This is a genomic window from Patulibacter sp. SYSU D01012, from assembly GCF_017916475.1.
Classification (GTDB): Bacteria; Actinomycetota; Thermoleophilia; order Solirubrobacterales; family Solirubrobacteraceae; genus Patulibacter.
The window spans coordinates 134,008-151,113 of record NZ_JAFMTB010000001.1; the positions used below are offsets into that span (position 1 = coordinate 134,008).

Here is a 17,106-nt window from a genome sequence, read left to right on the forward strand (position 1 = left end):
CGGCGGCCGGGGCGGCGGTCATCGGGTGCCCTCCGCCGGATCCCACCCGGCCGGGGTGCCGTGGCGCAGGTGGTCGCCGAGGCCGGCGGCGATCGAGGCCGTCATCGAGACGTAGTACCGGCACAGCAGGAAGGGCCGCCAGCGCCAGCGGGTCGATGCGGCGGCGCCGAGCGCGACGGACAGGTGCGCGGCGAGCAGCAGCCGGTGCGGGCTCAGGAGGCGGCCGCGACGGGCCGCGACGACGCCGGCCAGCAGCGCGATCAGGTGCAGGAACGGGCTGGCGTAGCGCAGCCAGCGGTGGCTCACGAGCGCCGCCAGGTACGCGGGCGGCAGGCCGGTCGGGTCGAGGAGCCCGCCGCGCAGGCCGCCGTCCTCGCCGCCGCGCAGGATCACGCGCCAGGCCTGGTTCATCATCCGCCGCTTGCGCCGCCACTCCCCGTCGATGGAGGGCACCATCGGCTCGCTGGCCCGGGCCGTCGGGCGGTCGACGGCGAGCAGGCCGGCGCGGACGGTCTGGTGCGGCAGGGCCAGGTCGTGGCCGAACGCCACGCGCAGCCGCGGCCACAGCTCGGCGCGCAGCGCGTAGATCGCGCCGTTGCCGGCGGTGACCGACCACCAGTCGCTCTCCAGCCGGCGCAGGGCCATCTCGAGCCGCCAGTACGCGCCCTCCTGGTTCGTGGCGCCGTCGCCGGCGAGGAAGGACACGCGACCGCACGCGTAGCCCACCCGCGGGTCGGCGAACGCCGCGACGAGCTGCTCGAGCGCGTCCGGCTGCCACAGCGTGTTGGCGTCGGAGAAGGCCAGGATCTCGCCGTCCGCGCGCGCGACGCCGCCCGCCTGCGCGTGGTGCTTGCCGCCGCGGGGCAGCTCGAGCACCAGGTCGGCGCCGGCGGCGCGGGCGCGCTCGGCGGTGCGGTCCGTCGAGCCGTCGCAGGCCACGACGATCTGCACGCGGTCGGCGGGGTACGTCTGCGCACGCAGCCGCTCGACGGTCGCGGCGATCGCGTCCTCCTCGGCGTACGCGGCGACGATCACCGACACGCGCGGGGCGTCCGGGCCGGCGGGCGGCGCCGGCGCGGCCTCGCGGCCGTCCGTCACGCGGCCCAGGCCGGCGCGGCGGGCCAGGCGCAGGAAGACGCCCCAGCCGGCGTGGGTCCAGGCGAGCAGGCCGAGGGTCAGCAGGTGCAGCGCGCGCACGGGGTGATCGTCCCAGAGGCTCCGTCGGTACCGTCGCCCGACATGGACCTGGACGCGGAGCTCGGCACGCCGGTCGACTGGGAGGGCGCCCGCGCGCCGGGGGACGACGTGCTCGCGGGCGAGCGGGTGCGCCTGGAGCCGCTGCACGAGGTCCGCCACCTGGACGACCTGTGGGCGGCCGCGCACGAGGGCGACCCGCGGCTGTGGGACTACCTGCCGTTCGGCCCGTTCGCCGACCGGGACGACTTCGGCCGGTGGCTGCACGCCGGCGCGCACGCGCACGAGACGACCGACCAGCGGTTCTACGCGATCGTCGACGCCGCGACCGGCCGGGCCGCCGGCATGATCGCCTACCTGCGGATCGCCCCCGCCCTGGGCCGCATCGAGATCGGCAACATCTGGTTCGGCGCGGCGCTCCAGCGCACCCCGGCGGCGACCGAGGCCATCTTCCTCGCCGCCAGCCACGCCTTCGACGACCTGGGCATGCGCCGCCTCGAGTGGAAGTGCAACGCGCTGAACGCCCGCTCCCGCCGCGCCGCCGCGCGCTTCGGCTTCACGTACGAGGGCACCTTCCGCCAGGACCAGGTCGTGAAGGGCCGCAACCGCGACACGGCGTGGTTCTCGATCCTGGACGGCGAGTGGCCCGCGGTGCGCGACGGGTTCGCGGCCTGGCTGGCGCCGGAGAACTTCGACGCGGAGGGGCGCCAGCGGCGCGGGCTGGCCGAGCTGCGCGGCACGGCGGGCTGAGCGGGCGATGCGCGCGGGGCGCGGGTGCGACGCGGAGCGCGGCGAGCTGCAGGCGCGAGCTGCGGGCGGTGAGCTGCGGGCGGGCGATGCGCGGGGCGCGGGTGCGACACGGAGCGCGGCGAGCCGCAGGCGGCGAGCTGCGGGCGGGCGATGGGCGCGACGCGCGGGCGCGGCGAGGCGCGTCCGTGGGGACGCTGAGGCGGGGGAGGCGAATCGAGGGGCCCCGCGACGCGCGTCGCGGGGCCGGCGGGCGCGGACCCAGAGGGCGGGCGTCGGCCCGCGTGAGACGGATCGCGCGGGCCGGGCAAAACGGATCGCGCGGGCCGGGCGATTCGGGTTGTGGCCTGGGTGAGGCGGATCGCAGACCGAGGCGAGGCGGATTCCCGGGCCAGGTGAGGCGGATCCCGCTGGCGAGGCGGATCGTGTCGAGGGAAGCGCAGGAAGCCGCCTCACCAGCGCATCTCGCCTCGGCTTTCCCGGAGGTCGCCTCGGCTGCCCGCGAAGTCGCCTCACCTGCGCATCCCGCCTCGGCTTCCCGGGAAGTCGCCGCGCCCGCCCGGAACGCCGTCTCGCCCTCCCGCGAAGTCGCCGCGCCCTCCGAGGAAGTCGCCCCGCCCGCCCGGGAAGCCGCCTCCTCAGCCCCGCGCCCCCAGGTGCCGGAGCTTCTCGGGGTTGCGCACGACCCGCACCGCGGCGATGCGCCCGTCGACCACGTCGAACGCGAAGACCGCGTCGATCGTGCCGTCGCCGTGGCGCAGGATCCGCCCCGGCTGGCCGTTGACGCGGGCCGGCTCGAACGTCACGTCGTGGCGGCCGCGGCGCCGCGGGTGGGTGTGGACGAGGAACCGCGCGACGGCCGCCGCGCCGCGCACCGGGATCTTCGCCGCGATCACCACGCCGCCGCCGTCGCCCCACAGGACGACGTCCTCGGCGAGCACGGCCTCGAGGCCCTGCAGGTCGCCGCCGTCCGCCGCGGCCAGGAAGCGCGCGACGAGCCGCTCGCGGGCCGCGTCGTCGGCGTCGAACCGCGGGCGTCCCGCCGCGACGTGGCGCTTCGCGCGCGAGACGAGCTGCCGCGCGTTGTCGGGCGTGCGATCGATGACCTCGGCGATGCGCGCGTAGTCGTAGTCGAACACCTCGCGCAGCAGGAACGCCGCGCGCTCCACCGGCGTCAGACGCTCGAGCGCGACGAGCAGCGCCTGCGACAGCGTGTCGGCCAGCTCCGCCCGCTCCGCCGGCCCGGGCCCCGGGTCCTCGAGCAGCGGCTCGGGCAGCCACGGCCCGGGGTACGCCTCGCGGCGGACGCGGGCCGAGCGCAGGACGTCGATCGCCAGCCGCGTGGCCACGGTGGTGGCCCAGGCCGCGGCGTTCTCGACCGGGTCCTCGGTGGCCGCCAGCCGGATCACGGTCTCCTGGGCGACGTCCTCCGCCTCGGCGACGCTGCCGAGCATGCGGTACGCGACGGCGAACGCCGCGCGGCGGGGGTCCTCCTCGTGCTCGTCGCGCGGCATCGTCGGCTGCGCCGGAGTCTCGCGCACGGGCCCCGCCGACGGGGCGTCCGCGCCGTCGCGTCGCGGCATCGCCGGCCCTACCCCTCCGCCGTCCAGCTGGCCGGGACCATGCGCGTGGCCACCGCGAGGCGGTTCCAGAAGTTGATGGCGGCGATCTGCAGCAGGACGTTCGCCAGCTCGCCCTCGTCGAGCTGCGCGGCGGCGGCCGCCCAGACGTCGTCGGGGACGTGCGTCTCGGAGACGAGCGTGACCGCGTCCGTCAGCGCCAGCACGGTCCGCTCGCGGACGTCGAAGTACGGGCTCTCGGCGTGGGCGGCGAGCTGCGCCAGGCGGACGTCGCGCTCGCCGGCGGCCTTCGCGGCGGCCCAGTGCATGTCGAGGCAGAACGCGCAGCCGTTGATCTGCGACGCGCGGAGCTTGACGAGCTCCTTCAGGACCGGGTCCAGGTCGATGCGCTCCTCCACGCGGGCCATCGCCGCGTAGACGGGCTTGGCGTGGGCGAAGACGTCGAGGCGGGGCTCGGGGGCGGGGTGGGTGGTGGTGCTCATGCCTCCCCGACGAGACAGCCGCCGCGCGTGTGACAGCCCGTCGCCACCCGTGCGGGCGGGGACGACGGACGCGGTCGGGGGCGCGGCGCACCCCCGACCGGCCGACGCCCGGGCGCGTCGCGCCCGGGCGTGGGGATCAGCGGTGGTCGTCGCCGCGGTCGCTGTTCGTGCCGTCGGCCCAGTAGGGCTCGCGGCTGCCGGACTTCGCCAGGCCACGGCTGATGAAGTACGCGCCGGCCACGATCGACACGTAGAGCCACGCCTGCCGGGCGATGAACTCGTCGTCCCCGCTGTCGCCGCCCTTGACGACGAGCGCCGAGACGAGGATGCCGACGATCACGACGACCATCGCGACGAACTCGGTGGTCTTGAACGCGTGCTTCGTCTCGGTGCTGAGGCGGACAGGGCGCGAGCCGCTGCGTCCGGCCGCCGTGCCCGCGTCGCCGCGGCCGGAGGTGGTGCTGGTGGACATGCTGTCTCCTTGGGTTGGACGACGGACGCGAGCGAGCTGTCCGTCGTCCCCCCTGGCTGCCCAGGTCCGGGTTCCCCAAACCCGGCCGATCCGCCCGTGCCCGGGCGGCACCGCCCGAGCACGGGCCGGCCCGACCCGCGCTCAGCCGTCCAGCAGCCCCCGGTACACCGCCCGATGGGCCGCCGCGATCGCGTCCCACGAGTAGGGCCCGGCCGCCAGCTCGGCCGCGCGGGCCGCCAGCGCCTCGCGGCGCGGACGGTCGCCCAGCAGCCGGCCGAGGGCGTCCGCCAGGGCGGGCGCGTCGCCGGGTGGGACCAGCTCGGCGGCGCCCTCGCGCGCGATCTCGGGGAAGCCGCCCACGGCGCTCAGCACCGTCGGCTTGCCGAACGCGAGGGCGGTGAAGAGGACGCCGGACTGGTCGATCTCGCGGTACGGCAGGACGACGGCGTCGGCGCGGGCGAAGAACGCCGCGGCCTCCTCGTCCGCCACGAAGCGGTCGACGAAGCGCACGCCGGCCGGGGCGGTCCGGCGCATGGCGGAGACGTCCATCTTCGGCAGGCCGACGATCCACAGCTCGGCCGCGGGCTCGCCGTCGCCGGCCAGGCGACGCCACGCCTCGAGCAGCACGTCGACGCCCTTGTACGGCCGCAGCAGCCCGAAGAACAGGACGACGGGGCGCTTGACCCGATCGAGCGGCGCGGGGAGCAGCGCCGGCTCCAGCGTCGTCAGGTGGCGGAACGCGCCGTGCGGGATCAGGTGGACGCGCGCCGGATCGATGCCCAGGTCCTCGACCAGCCGGCGGCGGCCGTGGGCGGAGTGGACGACCGTGGCGTCGACGCGCTCGTACAGCCGCCGCTGGGCGTCGCGCTGGCCGCGGCGCGCCTCGCGCGGGAGCACGTCGTGGGCGGTCAGGACGACGGGCCGGTCGCGCGGGAGCAGGCGGACGTCGACGTGCTGGACGGCGAGCCACTGGAAGTGCACGACGTCGGCGTCGCGGGCCGTCCGCGCCAGGCGCCGCATGTCGGGCACGTGCTGGGCGACCTTCGCCGCGCGCCGCAGCCGCGACCCGGCCGGCCCGACCGCGCGGCGGTAGAACGCCCGCTCGATGACGTACCCCTCCGGCGGCGGGACGCGGCCGTACGGGAAGTCGCTCGTCATCAGCGTCACCCGGTCGCCGCCGCGCGCGAGGGCCGACGCCAGGGCGTGGTCGTACGGCGGGGTGTAGGCGGACGGGTCGACGAGCCGGACGTGCACGGGGGGCGAACGGTAGCGGCGGGGCGGGGGCCGGCCGCGGACGGGCGGCGGGCGGGCGGGCGGGGCCGGGCGGCGGGCGAGGCCGGGCGGCGGGCGAGGCCGGGCGGCGGGCGAGGGACGGCGGGTGGCGGGCGAGGGACGGCCGACGGCGGCGGACGCGCCCAGCCCGTGCGGCTGCACGACGACGCCCGTCCGGCAGGACCGCGCCCGCGCGCGGCGTACGGGATCGGGACGTGCCCGCCCTGCCCGCACCCGGAGACCGCCTGGCGGGCTTCCTCCTCGAGCGCGAGCTGGGGCACGGCGCCACGGGCGTCGTCTTCCTGGCGACCGAGGTGGCGCTCGGGCGGCGGGTGGCGCTGAAGGTCGTCGGTCCGCCGCTCGCCCACGACCCGGCGTTCCGCTGGCGGTTCCTGCGCGAGGCGCGGATCGCCGCGGCCCTCGACCACCCCAACGTCGTCACGGTGCTGCAGCACGGCAGCGACGACGACCGCCTGTGGCTGGCGATGCGGCTCGTCGACGGTCCCGACCTGCGCGTCCTGCTGCGGCGCACCGGCAGCCTGGACCCCGAGCAGGCCGTCGAGATCGTCGAGCAGGTCGCCGCGGCCCTCGATGTCGCGCACGCCGCGGGGCTCGTCCACCGCGACGTCAAGCCGGGGAACGTCCTGGTCGAGGACCGTCCGGGGCGGCGCATGCACGCCGAGCTGGCGGACTTCGGCCTGGCCGACGCCGCGGGCCGCCCGCCGGGCGGGCCGCCGTGGGCCGGATCCGGCGCCGCGCCGGGGAACGGCGCCGCGCCGGGGAACGGCGCCGCGCCGGAGCGCGGCACGGCGACGGCCGCGGTCGGCGCGGCGATCCCGCACCTGGATGACCCGGCCCTCGGGCGCTCCCCCCGCCCGACCGTCGGCGGGACGCCCGGCTACGCCGCCCCGGAGCAGCTCCGCGGCGCAGAGCCGACGGTCGCCGCCGACGTGCACGCCCTGGGGTGCGTCTTGTTCGAGGCGCTGACGGGCGTGGCGCCCGAACCGGCGGCGGTCGCCGCGGGCCGCGGCGCCGGACCGACCCTGGGCGGGGCCGCGTCCGCCTCGCCCACGGCGGCCGGGGACGCGCCCGACCGGGACGCGGCGAGCACGGCGGCCGGGCGCACGACCGGGCTGCGACCCTCGGCTGTGGTGCCGCGCCTGGGCACGGCGTTCGACGCCGTCGTCGCCGCGGCCACGGACCCGGACCCCGCCGCGCGGCCGTCGACCGCGGGCGCCGTCGCCCGCGCGGCGCGCGAGGCGCTGGGCCGCGCCGCAGCGTCGCGGGCGGCGGTCGCGCGCGCCGTCGTGCGACCCGCCACGCCGGCCGAGGTCGCCGCGGGAGCCGCGGCGGTCGGGGCGGTCGCCGACGTGGGCCGGGGCGCCGACGTGGGCCGGACCTTCGGGGCGGGCGAGGCGGTCGGCGGGGGCGCGGCGTCCGGCGCGAGCCGGGCCCGCGGCGCGGGTGGGACCGTCGGTGCGAGCGCGGCCGTCGGCGCCGTCGGCGCGGGCGAAGCGGCCGCCAGCGGACGCGCCGCCGGCGCGCCGACCCCGACCCTGGGAGCGGGCGACCGGGATCCCGCGCCGGCGACGCGCGAGGCGCTGTGGCGCGCACCCGCCCGGCGCGCGCGGTGGACCGTGCCGCTCGCCGCCGGCGGCCTGCTCGTCGTGCTCGGCGGCGCGTACGCGGCCGTCGACCGGGTCGGCGACCGCCCGGCGGCCGATCGGACGTCGCCCCCGGCGTCGACGCCGCTCCGGGCCGACGCCCGTGGAGGGACCGCGACCCGGCCGGGCGCGGGTCCCTCGGCGAGCGCTTCCGCGTCGCGCGACGCGGGCGACGACACCGGGGCCGGGCAGGACGCGCGTCGCGCCGACGCGCCCGGCGCCGCTCCCGCCGGCGCGGCCGCGCGGGGGTCCGGCGCGACCGCCGCGGCTACAGGGGCCTCCAGGCCCCCCGCCCCCGGAGGCTCGGCGACGGGCGCCGCCGACACGGCTGACGGCACGGCCGAGGCCGCAGGCCCCACGGCCGACGCGGCGGCCGGCCCGGACGCTCCGGCCGTCGGTGGCCGCGCGCCGTACGCCGCCGCGACCCCGCCCGCCCCGCCGGTCCCGGACGGCTACCGGCGCTTCGGCGGCGGCGCGTGGACGCTCGATCTGCCCGTCGCCGCCGGCTGGCGGCAGACGGCCACGCAGGAGCTCGAGCGCGGCGCGCGGGTCCTCACGCGCCTGCGACGGGCCGACGGCGCGCGCCTCGTCGTCGAGCACCTGCCGGGCCGGACGGCGGTCCTGGGCCCGGCGGCCGGCGCCGGGTTCTCCGTCCGCCTGCCGCGCCTGGGCCGCACGCGCGGCGGCGTCTTCACCGGGGGCCGCTACGCGATGTGCCGGACGGGGGTCTGCGCCGCGATCCCGGCGAACGGCGCGTCGGGGGGCGTCCTGCTCGTGGCGGCCACCCCCGACGCGCGCGCCGCCCGCCGGCTGGCGGTCGCGGCGGCGCGGCACGTGCGCGTCGGCTGACGGCGCGCGGGCCGGGCGAGGGCGACCGAGTTCGCGATCTGGCCGCTACCTGCGGCCAGGAAGCGAACTCGCCCGCACGCGCCCCCGACTTCGGCGGCCGCCGCCCCAACGGCTTCATCGCCCCGGAACACCGTGACCACGGCCCGGCTCCGCGCCGCCGACCGCACCCGCTTCCGCGCTGCCCGCCCGCGCTCAGGCCAGCGTCAGGTACGCCGCGACCGCGCCCGCCGCCACGACCACCACGGGCGCAACGGCCCACAGCCACCGCGCCCACCCGCGGCGCTCGGGCCACGTGACCTCGAAGACGGCGCTCAGGACGTCGCACATGCTCTCGCCCTCAGCTCGGCGCGAGGGTCCGCGCGACCCGGTCGGCCAGACCCCACGCCTCGTCGGGGGTCGGGGCGGCGACGAGGACGCCCCAGCCCGGGCCGCCCTCGCCCTCGTTCAGCGGCACGTCGACGCACTCGAGCGACGCGCACTCCGGGATCGAGCCGATGCGGGCGTCCTTGAAGCGGTACGCCTGCACGTCGCCGAAGCGGGTGCCGGAGAGGGTGCGCGTCTCGAGGACGCCCGGGCCGGTGTCGAAGCGCGCCGGCTGCGACGGCGTGTGGTCGACGAGGATCAGCCGGCCGTCCGGGCCGCGCTGGCGCAGGCGGAAGAGCGCGCCGCCGCTCTGCGACGTGCGGGTCGGCGACCGCCAGCCGTTGCCGGGCTCGGCGAGCAGGGCCCGCCACGAGCCGTCCGGCGCGGTGTACGTCGCCGCGCCGCCGTCGCCGGGGAGCGGGGCGCCGGACCCGGGGTCGCCGTCGGGCGCGCCGGGCGCGAGGGTGCCGCCGCCGCGCACGGAGCGCTCGCCGCCGTCGGGGGACGGCCCGGTGGTGGTCGGCGGCGGCGTGGCCTCCGTCGGCGTGGTCTCGGGGCTCGCGGGCGCCTGCGCCGTGGTGGCGCGCTGCGTCCGCGTGCGGGTGCGCTCCCGGGTCGTCGTCCGGTCGCCGCGGTCGGCCCGCGCGTCGTCCCCGTCGTCCCCGGGCCGGAGCCCCAGCACGACGACGACCGCGAGCGCCACGAGCAGCGCCGCGACGGCCAGGCCGGGCAGCAGCCAGCGGCTCGCGCCCTGCCGCGGCGGCGCCGCCGGGTCGACCGGGGGCACGCCGCCGCCGGGGCGCGCCGCCCGCGGGCCGGCCGGCGGCGTCGGGGCCACCCGGGTGCGGTCGGCCGGCGGCGCCACGCGCGTGCGCTCGCCGGTCGCCTCGTCCCGCATCCGCGGCGCGGGCGGCACCGCCCCCGGCGGCGTCGGCCGGCGTGGCGCTACGGGCGCGGGGAACGCGACCGTCGCCTGCGGATCGTCCTGCGCGAGCGCCTCGCGCGCCGCGGCGGCCAGCTCGCCGGCCGACGCGGGACGGTCCTCCGGATCCTGCGCCATGCCCCGCGCGATGACTGCGTCGAACGCCGCCAGGTCGGGCACGACGGCGGAGACCGTCGGCCGCTCCCGGTTGACGTGCGCGAAGAGCTTCGCCATCGTCGCGCCCTCGAACGGCGGCCGGCCGGTCAGCGCCACGTAGAGCATGGCCGCGAGCGCGTAGACGTCAGCGCGCGCGTCGAGCGGCCGCGCCTCGATCTGCTCGGGCGCCATGTAGTCCGCCGAGCCGAGCAGCATCCCGGTCTGCGTCAGGTCGCCGGCGCCGTCGAGCTCCTTCGTCAGGCCGAAGTCCGCCAGCAGCACGCGGCCGAACGGCGGCAGGCCGTCCGCGCTCGCGGCGCCCGGCGCCTCCTCCAGCAGGACGTTGCCCGGCTTGACGTCGCGGTGCAGGATGCCGCGGGCGTGCGCGTGGTCCAGGCCGGCGGCGACCGCCTCGACGATGCGCACGGCCTCCTCGGGCGGCAGGCCCGCGGGGCGCTCCACCCCGTCGGCCGGCGCGCCGCCGTCCGTCAGCTGCCGCGCGCGGGTCAGCCGGCGGCGCAGGTCCTCGCCCTCGACGTAGCGCATCGTCAGCCACAGCCCCGCGGGGTCGGTGCCCGCGTCGTACACCGGCACGACGTTGGGGTGGTCCAGCCGGGCCGCCAGCCGCGCCTCGCGCTCGAAGCGGTCGCGGAACGACGGGTCGTCCGCCAGGCCGTGCTGGAGCAGCTTGAGCGCCACCTGCCGGCCGAGCGTCACGTGCTCGGCCAGCCAGACGGTGCCCATCGCGCCCTGGCCGAGCTGGCGCAGGACGCGGTGGCCGCCGATCAGGTCACCGGGTTCGGGCACGAGTCACCCTCCGCTCCGTCGGTGCATCGCGTGCAGTCTGCCGGACGGGCCCCCTCGTCGGTACCGTGCACGCGTGCCCCCGACGGCCCAGTCCCCGCTCGTCACCTTCTGCGTGGTCGGGACCAACGGCGCGGAGTTCCTGCCGGCGTGCCTGGACGCGATCGCCCTGGAGCAGCGCCTGCTCGAGCGCCCGACCGAGGTGCTCGTCCTCGACAACGCCTCCACGGACGACTCGGTGCGGATCGCCCGCGAGCACCCCGTGGGCGCCCGCGTGATCGCGCTCCCCCGCCGCGAGGGCAAGGCCGCGAACGACTCCCGCCTGCTCGACGAGGCGTCGGGCCGCTTCGCCCTGCTGCTCAACGAGGACAGCGAGCTGCGGCCGGGCGCGACGAAGGAGCTCGTCGCGGCCCTCGAGCGCGATCCCAAGGCCGCGTGCGCCGGCGCCGCGCTGCTGCGCCCCGACGGCCACGAGCAGCCCTCCGCGTGGCGCTTCCCCGGCTTCGGCACCACGCTCGCCCAGGCGTTCCTGCTGCACAAGGCGCTCGTCGTGCAGTCGGGCAAGTCGCCGCGCCAGACCCGCCGGGTGGACTGGTGCCAGTCGGCGTGCCTGCTCGTCCGCGTCCAGGCGTCCGCCACGATCGGCCACCTGGACCCCGAGTACTTCGTGTACGGCGACGAGGTCGACCTGCAGCGCCGCCTGGCCGACGCCGGCTGGCACACGCTGCACGTGCCCGCCGCGCAGTGCATCCACCACGAGGGCCTGTCGACCGGCGACGGCGCGCGGCGACGGATCATCGAGCTGCACCGCAACCAGGAGCGCTACCTCGCCGCCCACCACGGGCCGGCGGTCGCGCTGGCGTGCCGGCCGTTCGCGGCGCTCCCGTACGTCTTGCGCACCCTCGCCGCGACGGTGCTCCCCGGCCACTCGCCGCGCCGGTACTGGTGGCACGTGCGCGCCATCCTCGCCCCGCACCACGGGGAGGGGATCCGCGAGGCCGCCGAGGCGTTCAACGCCGAGCTCGAGCGGCCCGCGACGGCGTAGGGCGGGAAGCGCGCGCTTCGCTGCGGCGGGGCGACGACGCCGGGGCGACCGGCGACACGGCCGGCCGCGACGGCGTAGGGGGCGGGGCGGGACGACGACGCCGGGGCGACCCGCGACACGCCCGGCCGCGACGGCGTAAGGGGGCGGGACGGGACGCGCTTCGCCGCGGCGGGGCGACGACGCCGGGGCGACCGGCGACACGGCCTCGCCGCGAGCGCCAGGATGGGCGGATGGGACGCATGAAGGACCGCATGCTGGCCGGCGAGCTGTACGTCGCCGACGACCCGGACCTGGAGGCCGACTACGTCCGGGCCCAGGAGCTGCTGGAGCGGTACAACGGCGCGCCGGCGGCCGACGACGCGGGGCGGGACGCGCTGCTCCGGCAGCTGCTCGGCGGCGTCGGAGAGCGGGTGGTCGTCCGCCCGCCGTTCCGCTGCGAGTACGGCGCACCGATCACGATCGGTGACGGCACGTTCGTCAACTTCGACCTGCTCGTGCTGGACGTCGCCGCGGTGCGCATCGGCCGCGCGTGCCAGATCGCCCCCCGCGTCCAGCTGCTGACCGCGACGCACCCGATCGATCCCGGACCGCGGCGCGCCGGCTGGGAGTCCGGCGCCCCGATCACCATCGGCGACAACGTGTGGCTCGGGGCCGGCACGATCGTCTGCCCCGGCGTGACCATCGGCGACGACACCGTGGTCGGGGCCGGGTCCGTCGTCACGCGCGACCTGCCCACCGGCGTCGTCGCGGTCGGCAGCCCGGCGCGGGTGGTGCGCGAGATCGGCGAAGGCGACCGGGTCGCCGTGCCGGAGCGCTGAGGGGCGGGGGGAGATCGGGCGCGGCGCGAGCCAGGCGCGGCCGAGTGCGGCGGGGCGCGCGCGGCGGCCCCAGCCACGATTCGATCCCGACCGTCCCGCCCCGAGGATCGAGTGGGACGAAAGCGGGCTCTAGCCCCGGATTCGTCCCACACCCTCCGGGCCGGGGACCGCGTGGGACGAACGCGGGCCCACCCGCCCCCGACCTGTCGGGTGCGAGCGCAGCGAGACCGGGCGAGCGGTGCGTCGGCCGCGCGTTCCGTCCCATGCTGCCCCGGCCGGCCCGCGAGGGGGAACAGACGCGCGGATAGCGCGCGATCCGGGAACACTCGGGGGCGCGCGGGGCCGGTTGGGGCGGGACGCGCGGTCCGCGGCGCGCGCCCCGGCTCTCCTCGCCCCCACCCCGGCGACCCAAGCTCGGACGACGGGGGCCGATCCGCCCCTCAGCTCGCCGCGGCGCGCGCCGTCCGCCAGGGCGGCCACGACCACGTCGTCAACGCCCGCAGCGCCCACTCGATCGGGCCGTAGCGGTGGCGGCCGAGCCACCAGGCGCTCAGGGCGAGCTGCCCGGCGAAGATCGCGGCGCAGACGCCGAGGACCACGAGCGGCCCCAGGTGCCCGACCAACCCCAGGCCGTAGCCCGTGAAGAGCAGGGCTAGCACGAGGGACTGCAGCACGTAGTTGCTCAGCGCCATCCGGCCCGCCGGCGCCAGCGCGGCGCGCAGCCGGCCGCCGCGGGCGGTGCGGAAGAGCAGCAGCAGCGCCGCGACGTATCCCGTCGCGAGGACCGGGGACCCGAGCACGTCGACCGTCGCCCCGAACGTGGCCGTCGGCGTCCCCGCCTGCCCGAGCGTCATCGCGGCGTACAGGCCGCCGGCCGCGACGCCGACCGGCAGGCACACCGCCGCCACGCGCCGCAGCACGGGCAGCAGCTCGTCCGTCCGCGCGAACAGGCGCACCTTGCCGGCGGCCAGGCCGAGCAGGAACATCGCCAGGGCCGAGGGCGCCTGCAGCAGCAGGAGGAGCGCCGCGGTCGCCGGCATCTCGGACAGGCGCTGCGCGATCACGTCGCCGACGCTGCCGCGCCAGTACGCCGTGGCGTCCGTCGCCCCGCGGATCCGCTCCGCGGTGTCGGCCGTCGCGCCCCGCGCGGCCTCGTCGAGCCCCGCGACCAGGAAGAACAGCGCCGAGAGCAGGACGATCCCGCCGGCGATCCGCACGGCCCGGCGCGGCGACAGGCCACGGAGCGCGAGGAGCACCAGGCCCAGCACCGCGTACGTCGTGAGGATGTCGCCCTGCCACAGCAGCACCGCGTGGGCCGCGCCGATCGCGAAGAGCCCCAGCAGTCGCCGCAGGAAGCGCGGGACGAACGGCGCCCCGGCCCGCCCGGCCGCGTCGATCTGCAGCGTGAAGCTGTAGCCGAAGAGGAACGAGAAGAGGACGTAGAACTTCGACGTGAAGAGGACCGCGACGATCCAGCGGCCCAGGTCGTCGAGGGGCCCGGAGAACGCCGGGTCCGCGACCTCGTAGATCGCGAAGGCCGACGCGAAGAACGTGCTGTTGACGACGAGGATGCCCAGGAGGGCGAAGCCGCGGAGCGCGTCGACGTCGAGCAGGCGCGGGGCGCGAGCGGCGCCGGCAGCTGATGCGGCAGACGTCGGCCGCGGGACGTGGCGGGCGCTCACGACCGCCGCCCGCGCCGGCGCGTCAGGACGCGGTCCAGGTGCGCGTCGACCGCCGCGATCGCCTCGTCGGGCGTCGGCGCGCCCGCGTCCGCGAACAGCAGCTGCGTCGCGAGGCCGTCGACCAGCGCCATCGCGGCGGTGGCGGCCGCGCGGGGGTCCTCGACCTTCGCGGCGGCGAAGCCCTCCGCCAGGCCCGCGCGCAGCTCCTCCAGGTCGGAGGCCAGCTCGGCGCGCAACGCCGGCACGGTCATCGCGCGGGCGGCGAACGCCAGTCCCACGCGCAGCTCGGCCTCGCGGCGGGCGTCGAGCGGCAGCAGCTCGAGCAGGATCCCGCGGACGGCGGCGCGGGCGGACAGCGCGCGGCGGCCGATGCGGTCGGCCCGGGCCTCCAGATCTTCCCCCGTGCGCCGGAACGCCGACAGCAGCAGGTCGTCCTTCGTGCGGAAGTGGTGCTGGACGGCGCCGACCGACACGCCGGCGGCGTCGGCGAGCGCCCGGATCGTGGCGCCCTCGAGGCCGCGCTCGGCGATCAGCCGCAGCAGCACGTCCAGCAGCTCGGCACGGCGGTCCTCGGCGGGAGCGGGCACGTCTCGACAATACAGCTGTATGGCGGGCATGCGGGGCACCATACACGTGTATTGCGCGGCGGGATTCGTAGCGGCTGAGGAGGCGCGGACGGCGACGCCCATGACAGACCGCCGCGGTCGCCGCGGGCCGCCTCCTCGGCCAGGGCGATCTGCGTGGCACGCGGGCTCGGCCCTGCCGGGCGTGGGGGTGCGCAGCGGAGGTCCGGGGCGGAGGTCCGGGAGCGGAGGTCCGTGGGCCGAGGTCCGAGAGGGAAGGTCTGGGTGCGGAGGTCCAGTAGCGGAGGTCGATGGAGCGAGGGCCCGCGCGGGACCGGCTGGCGGGGGGCGATCGGACGGCGGGAACGCGCTCCGTGGGCGAACGGGCGGCGCGGCGAACCGGCCGGGCGGGTCCGGCGGGCCGGGCGCGAGGACGACCCGGCCCCGCGGGCCCGGCGGGCCCGGCCCGAGGGCGACCCGGCCCTGCGGGCCAAGGAGGTGACCGGTCGGCGGACGGACGAACCGGGGCCGGCACGAGCGGGTGACGGACGACGCGGCGCGGGGTCGCGGCCGCGGCGGTGGGGGGGCCGAGACAGCCGAAGCATGCGCGGCGGTCGGCGGATCGAGCGACGCGCACGCGACGGACGCCGTCGGGACGCCCGGGGGCGCGGACGGCCTGCGTCCCGAGCGCGCGCCGGCCGCGCGTTCGGCCCCCGACCCGCCGACCCTTCGGGCGAGGTGGACCAGACGAGCGCATACCGCTCGATCCGGGAACACGAAGGGTGCCCCGCCGCAGCGTGGGACGGAACGCGCGGCCGGCCCGCCACCGCCTCGACCCGGCCGGGCCGTCTGGTCCCCGCGCCGCGTTCCGTCTCAGGTCCGCCATCCGGTCCTCAGCCGGAACCCGTTCGGCTCCCGCGCCGCGTTCCGGCTCGGGTCCGCCATCCGGCCCTCAGCCGGAACAGGCGGCCGCCCCCGCGGCCCGTTCCGGCTCGGGTCCGCTATCCGGCCCTCAGCCGGAACCCGTCCTGCCCCCGCGGCGCGTTCCGGCTCGGGTCCGCCATCCGGCCCTCAGCCGGAACACGTCCGGCGCATCCCACCCCGGGCCCGCCCCAACCAGAACGCGCCCGGCCCCTCACCCCGTCGTCGAGTCCGGCAGCTTCCGCCCGACCGGCCCCACGTAGACCCCGCGCGGCAGGTCGCCCTCCTGGTCGGAGCCGGGGTGGAAGGCGCAGTAGATGCGGGCGCAGCGCTGGGCGCCGGAGCCGTTCGCCACGCGGACGTGCTCGGCGACGCGGAGCGTCTGGCCGTCGTGGGAGAAGTGGTAGTCGTTCGGGTGGATCCCGTACCAGACCTCGCCGACGCCGGACCGCCAGTCCAGGCCCAGGTCCTGGGCGTACTGGCCGACGGGCTGGCCGATGCCCTCGGGCCGCTCGTAGGCCTCGGCGACCTTGTCGAGCTTGAGCAGGTCGGCCAGGACCATGTCGGGGCGCCAGAACGGGGAGTCCTCGGCGGTCTCGAACGCGCGCTCGGTGAAGACGAGGTGCTTGCAGCGCTTCTGCGCCTCCTCCACCGCCTGCAGGACGGTCTCGACCTCGGGCAGCTCCTCCTCGCCCGCCTCGTCGTCCTCCTCGATCCCCTCCATCTCGCGGTGCAGCCGCAGCGCCTCGCGGCGGGCCGCGTCCAGCGCCACCTCCAGCCGCTCGTGCTCGGCGTGCGCCTCGACCAACAGCTCCTCGCGCTCCTTCAGGCGCGCGCGCAGCTCCTCGACGGCGCCGGCGCCGGCCGCGTCGACCGTCTCGGGGTCGGGCGCCTCCTCCAGCTCGTGCTCGAGGCGCTCGCCGCGGGCGCGCGCCCGCTCCAGCTCGGCGCGCAGCTCGGCCAGCTCGGCCTCGGCCACCTCGAGCTTGCCGCGCAGCTCCTGCGCCTCGGCCACCCGCTCCTCGGCACGCCGCTCGTGGCGGGCGGCCTGCGTCTCGGCCCGCTCGGCGGTGCGCTGCGCGCCCTCCAGCTCCTTCTCGGCGCGCACGGCGCGGCGCTCCAGCGCGACCATCGCCTCGCGGCAGATCGCGATCAGGCGCTTGTCGACCTCGGAGATCTGGCGCTCCTGGTCGGCGTCGACGCGGAGCAGCTGCACCTCCTGCTCCGGCTCGAGCTCGGGCATCTCGCCCGTACCGGGCTCGATGCCCAGCTCGGCCTCTACTTCGCGGACGGCGTTGACCGCGTCGTCCTCGGCCTCTAGCTCGTCGACGAACGCTTGGACCGCCGGGACGGACGAGCGCTCGAGGGCGGTCGCGAGCGTCATCCCGATCTGCTCGCGCAGGATGCGGTCGATCTCGGGCTTGCCGATGCGGTCGAAGGTCAGCTCGGTCGGCGGGGCCGCGACCGCGGGGCGCTTGTGCCCGGGGCTGCCTGATCGCTTCGGCTTCGGCTTGCGCTTCTTCGTGGACATGCGCGGACGCTAGCGCAGCCGCCTCACGGGTTCCTGAGGAC

At 78.1% G+C, this 17,106-nt stretch carries 14 protein-coding genes; 4 read left to right on the top strand and 10 right to left on the bottom strand.

What is annotated here, in order from left to right; translation table 11 throughout:
- Nucleotides 1-18: 18 nt before the first annotated feature.
- Nucleotides 19-1,197: a glycosyltransferase gene (locus J3P29_RS00530; protein ID WP_210491025.1), complete on the bottom strand. Its 1,179-nt coding sequence runs from the start codon at nt 1,195-1,197 to the stop codon at nt 19-21.
- A 42-nt stretch (nt 1,198-1,239) separates the two neighbouring features.
- On the opposite strand from J3P29_RS00530, the gene J3P29_RS00535 reads away from it, so the two are divergent.
- The gene (locus J3P29_RS00535; protein ID WP_210491026.1) at nt 1,240-1,944 is read left to right on the top strand and encodes a GNAT family protein; all 705 of its coding nucleotides are present in this window, start codon (nt 1,240-1,242) and stop codon (nt 1,942-1,944) included.
- A gap of 635 nt (nt 1,945-2,579) precedes the next feature.
- On the opposite strand, the gene J3P29_RS00540 is transcribed toward J3P29_RS00535, so the two are convergent.
- The 4 genes from J3P29_RS00540 to J3P29_RS00555 all read right to left on the bottom strand — a co-directional run bounded on the left by J3P29_RS00540 (nt 2,580) and on the right by J3P29_RS00555 (nt 5,729).
- Nucleotides 2,580-3,482 (bottom strand): RNA polymerase sigma-70 factor, encoded by a 903-nt coding sequence (locus tag J3P29_RS00540; protein WP_349239737.1) that lies wholly within the window; start codon nt 3,480-3,482, stop codon nt 2,580-2,582.
- 50 nt (nt 3,483-3,532) lie between these two features.
- Nucleotides 3,533-4,003 carry a carboxymuconolactone decarboxylase family protein gene (locus J3P29_RS00545; RefSeq protein ID WP_210491027.1) on the bottom strand — a complete coding sequence of 157 codons (471 nt, stop codon included), beginning with the start codon at nt 4,001-4,003 and terminating at the stop codon, nt 3,533-3,535.
- 136 nt (nt 4,004-4,139) lie between these two features.
- On the bottom strand, nt 4,140-4,475 hold the full coding sequence (locus J3P29_RS00550; RefSeq protein WP_210491028.1) for a hypothetical protein: 336 nt from the start codon (nt 4,473-4,475) through the stop codon (nt 4,140-4,142).
- A gap of 141 nt (nt 4,476-4,616) precedes the next feature.
- On the bottom strand, nt 4,617-5,729 hold the full coding sequence (locus J3P29_RS00555) for a glycosyltransferase family 4 protein (protein ID WP_210491029.1): 1,113 nt from the start codon (nt 5,727-5,729) through the stop codon (nt 4,617-4,619).
- A 233-nt stretch (nt 5,730-5,962) separates the two neighbouring features.
- Between J3P29_RS00555 and J3P29_RS00560 the strand changes: the two genes are divergently transcribed.
- Nucleotides 5,963-8,260 carry a serine/threonine-protein kinase gene (locus J3P29_RS00560; RefSeq protein ID WP_210491031.1) on the top strand — a complete coding sequence of 766 codons (2,298 nt, stop codon included), beginning with the start codon at nt 5,963-5,965 and terminating at the stop codon, nt 8,258-8,260.
- Nucleotides 8,261-8,452: 192 nt separating this feature from the next.
- On the opposite strand, the gene J3P29_RS20225 is transcribed toward J3P29_RS00560, so the two are convergent.
- Nucleotides 8,453-8,587: a hypothetical protein gene (locus tag J3P29_RS20225; RefSeq protein ID WP_282599889.1), complete on the bottom strand. Its 135-nt coding sequence runs from the start codon at nt 8,585-8,587 to the stop codon at nt 8,453-8,455.
- A gap of 10 nt (nt 8,588-8,597) precedes the next feature.
- Nucleotides 8,598-10,508, bottom strand: a complete 1,911-nt coding sequence (locus J3P29_RS00565; RefSeq protein ID WP_210491032.1) for a serine/threonine-protein kinase — start codon at nt 10,506-10,508, stop codon at nt 8,598-8,600.
- Between the two features lie 73 nt (nt 10,509-10,581).
- On the opposite strand from J3P29_RS00565, the gene J3P29_RS00570 reads away from it, so the two are divergent.
- A complete protein-coding gene (locus J3P29_RS00570) occupies nt 10,582-11,550 on the top strand; it encodes a glycosyltransferase family 2 protein (protein WP_210491033.1) in 969 nt (322 codons plus the stop codon).
- Between the two features lie 230 nt (nt 11,551-11,780).
- Nucleotides 11,781-12,368 carry a sugar O-acetyltransferase gene (locus tag J3P29_RS00575; protein WP_210491034.1) on the top strand — a complete coding sequence of 196 codons (588 nt, stop codon included), beginning with the start codon at nt 11,781-11,783 and terminating at the stop codon, nt 12,366-12,368.
- 440 nt (nt 12,369-12,808) lie between these two features.
- Here J3P29_RS00575 and J3P29_RS00580 read toward each other — a convergent pair whose 3' ends face one another.
- From J3P29_RS00580 to J3P29_RS00590, 3 genes are all read right to left on the bottom strand, one after another.
- Nucleotides 12,809-14,050 carry a DUF418 domain-containing protein gene (locus J3P29_RS00580; protein ID WP_210491035.1) on the bottom strand — a complete coding sequence of 414 codons (1,242 nt, stop codon included), beginning with the start codon at nt 14,048-14,050 and terminating at the stop codon, nt 12,809-12,811.
- Nucleotides 14,047-14,667 (bottom strand): TetR/AcrR family transcriptional regulator, encoded by a 621-nt coding sequence (locus tag J3P29_RS00585; protein ID WP_210491036.1) that lies wholly within the window; start codon nt 14,665-14,667, stop codon nt 14,047-14,049. Before J3P29_RS00585 ends, J3P29_RS00580 begins: the two co-directional genes overlap by 4 nt.
- Before the next feature lie 1,081 nt (nt 14,668-15,748).
- Nucleotides 15,749-17,065 carry a hypothetical protein gene (locus tag J3P29_RS00590; RefSeq protein ID WP_210491037.1) on the bottom strand — a complete coding sequence of 439 codons (1,317 nt, stop codon included), beginning with the start codon at nt 17,063-17,065 and terminating at the stop codon, nt 15,749-15,751.
- Nucleotides 17,066-17,106: the final 41 nt, after the last annotated feature.

What these genes read in the sequence shown, in the direction of transcription:
- J3P29_RS00545 (WP_210491027.1), bottom strand. Translation starts at nt 4,003, where the DNA reads ATGAGCACCACCACCCACCCCGCCCCCGAGCCCCGCCTCGACGTCTTC.
- J3P29_RS00550 (WP_210491028.1), bottom strand. Translation starts at nt 4,475, where the DNA reads ATGTCCACCAGCACCACCTCCGGCCGCGGCGACGCGGGCACGGCGGCC.
- J3P29_RS00575 (WP_210491034.1), top strand. Translation starts at nt 11,781, where the DNA reads ATGGGACGCATGAAGGACCGCATGCTGGCCGGCGAGCTGTACGTCGCC.
- J3P29_RS00585 (WP_210491036.1), bottom strand. Translation starts at nt 14,667, where the DNA reads ATGCCCGCCATACAGCTGTATTGTCGAGACGTGCCCGCTCCCGCCGAG.
- J3P29_RS00535 (WP_210491026.1), top strand. Translation starts at nt 1,240, where the DNA reads ATGGACCTGGACGCGGAGCTCGGCACGCCGGTCGACTGGGAGGGCGCC.
- J3P29_RS20225 (WP_282599889.1), bottom strand. Translation starts at nt 8,587, where the DNA reads ATGTGCGACGTCCTGAGCGCCGTCTTCGAGGTCACGTGGCCCGAGCGC.
- J3P29_RS00590 (WP_210491037.1), bottom strand. Translation starts at nt 17,065, where the DNA reads ATGTCCACGAAGAAGCGCAAGCCGAAGCCGAAGCGATCAGGCAGCCCC.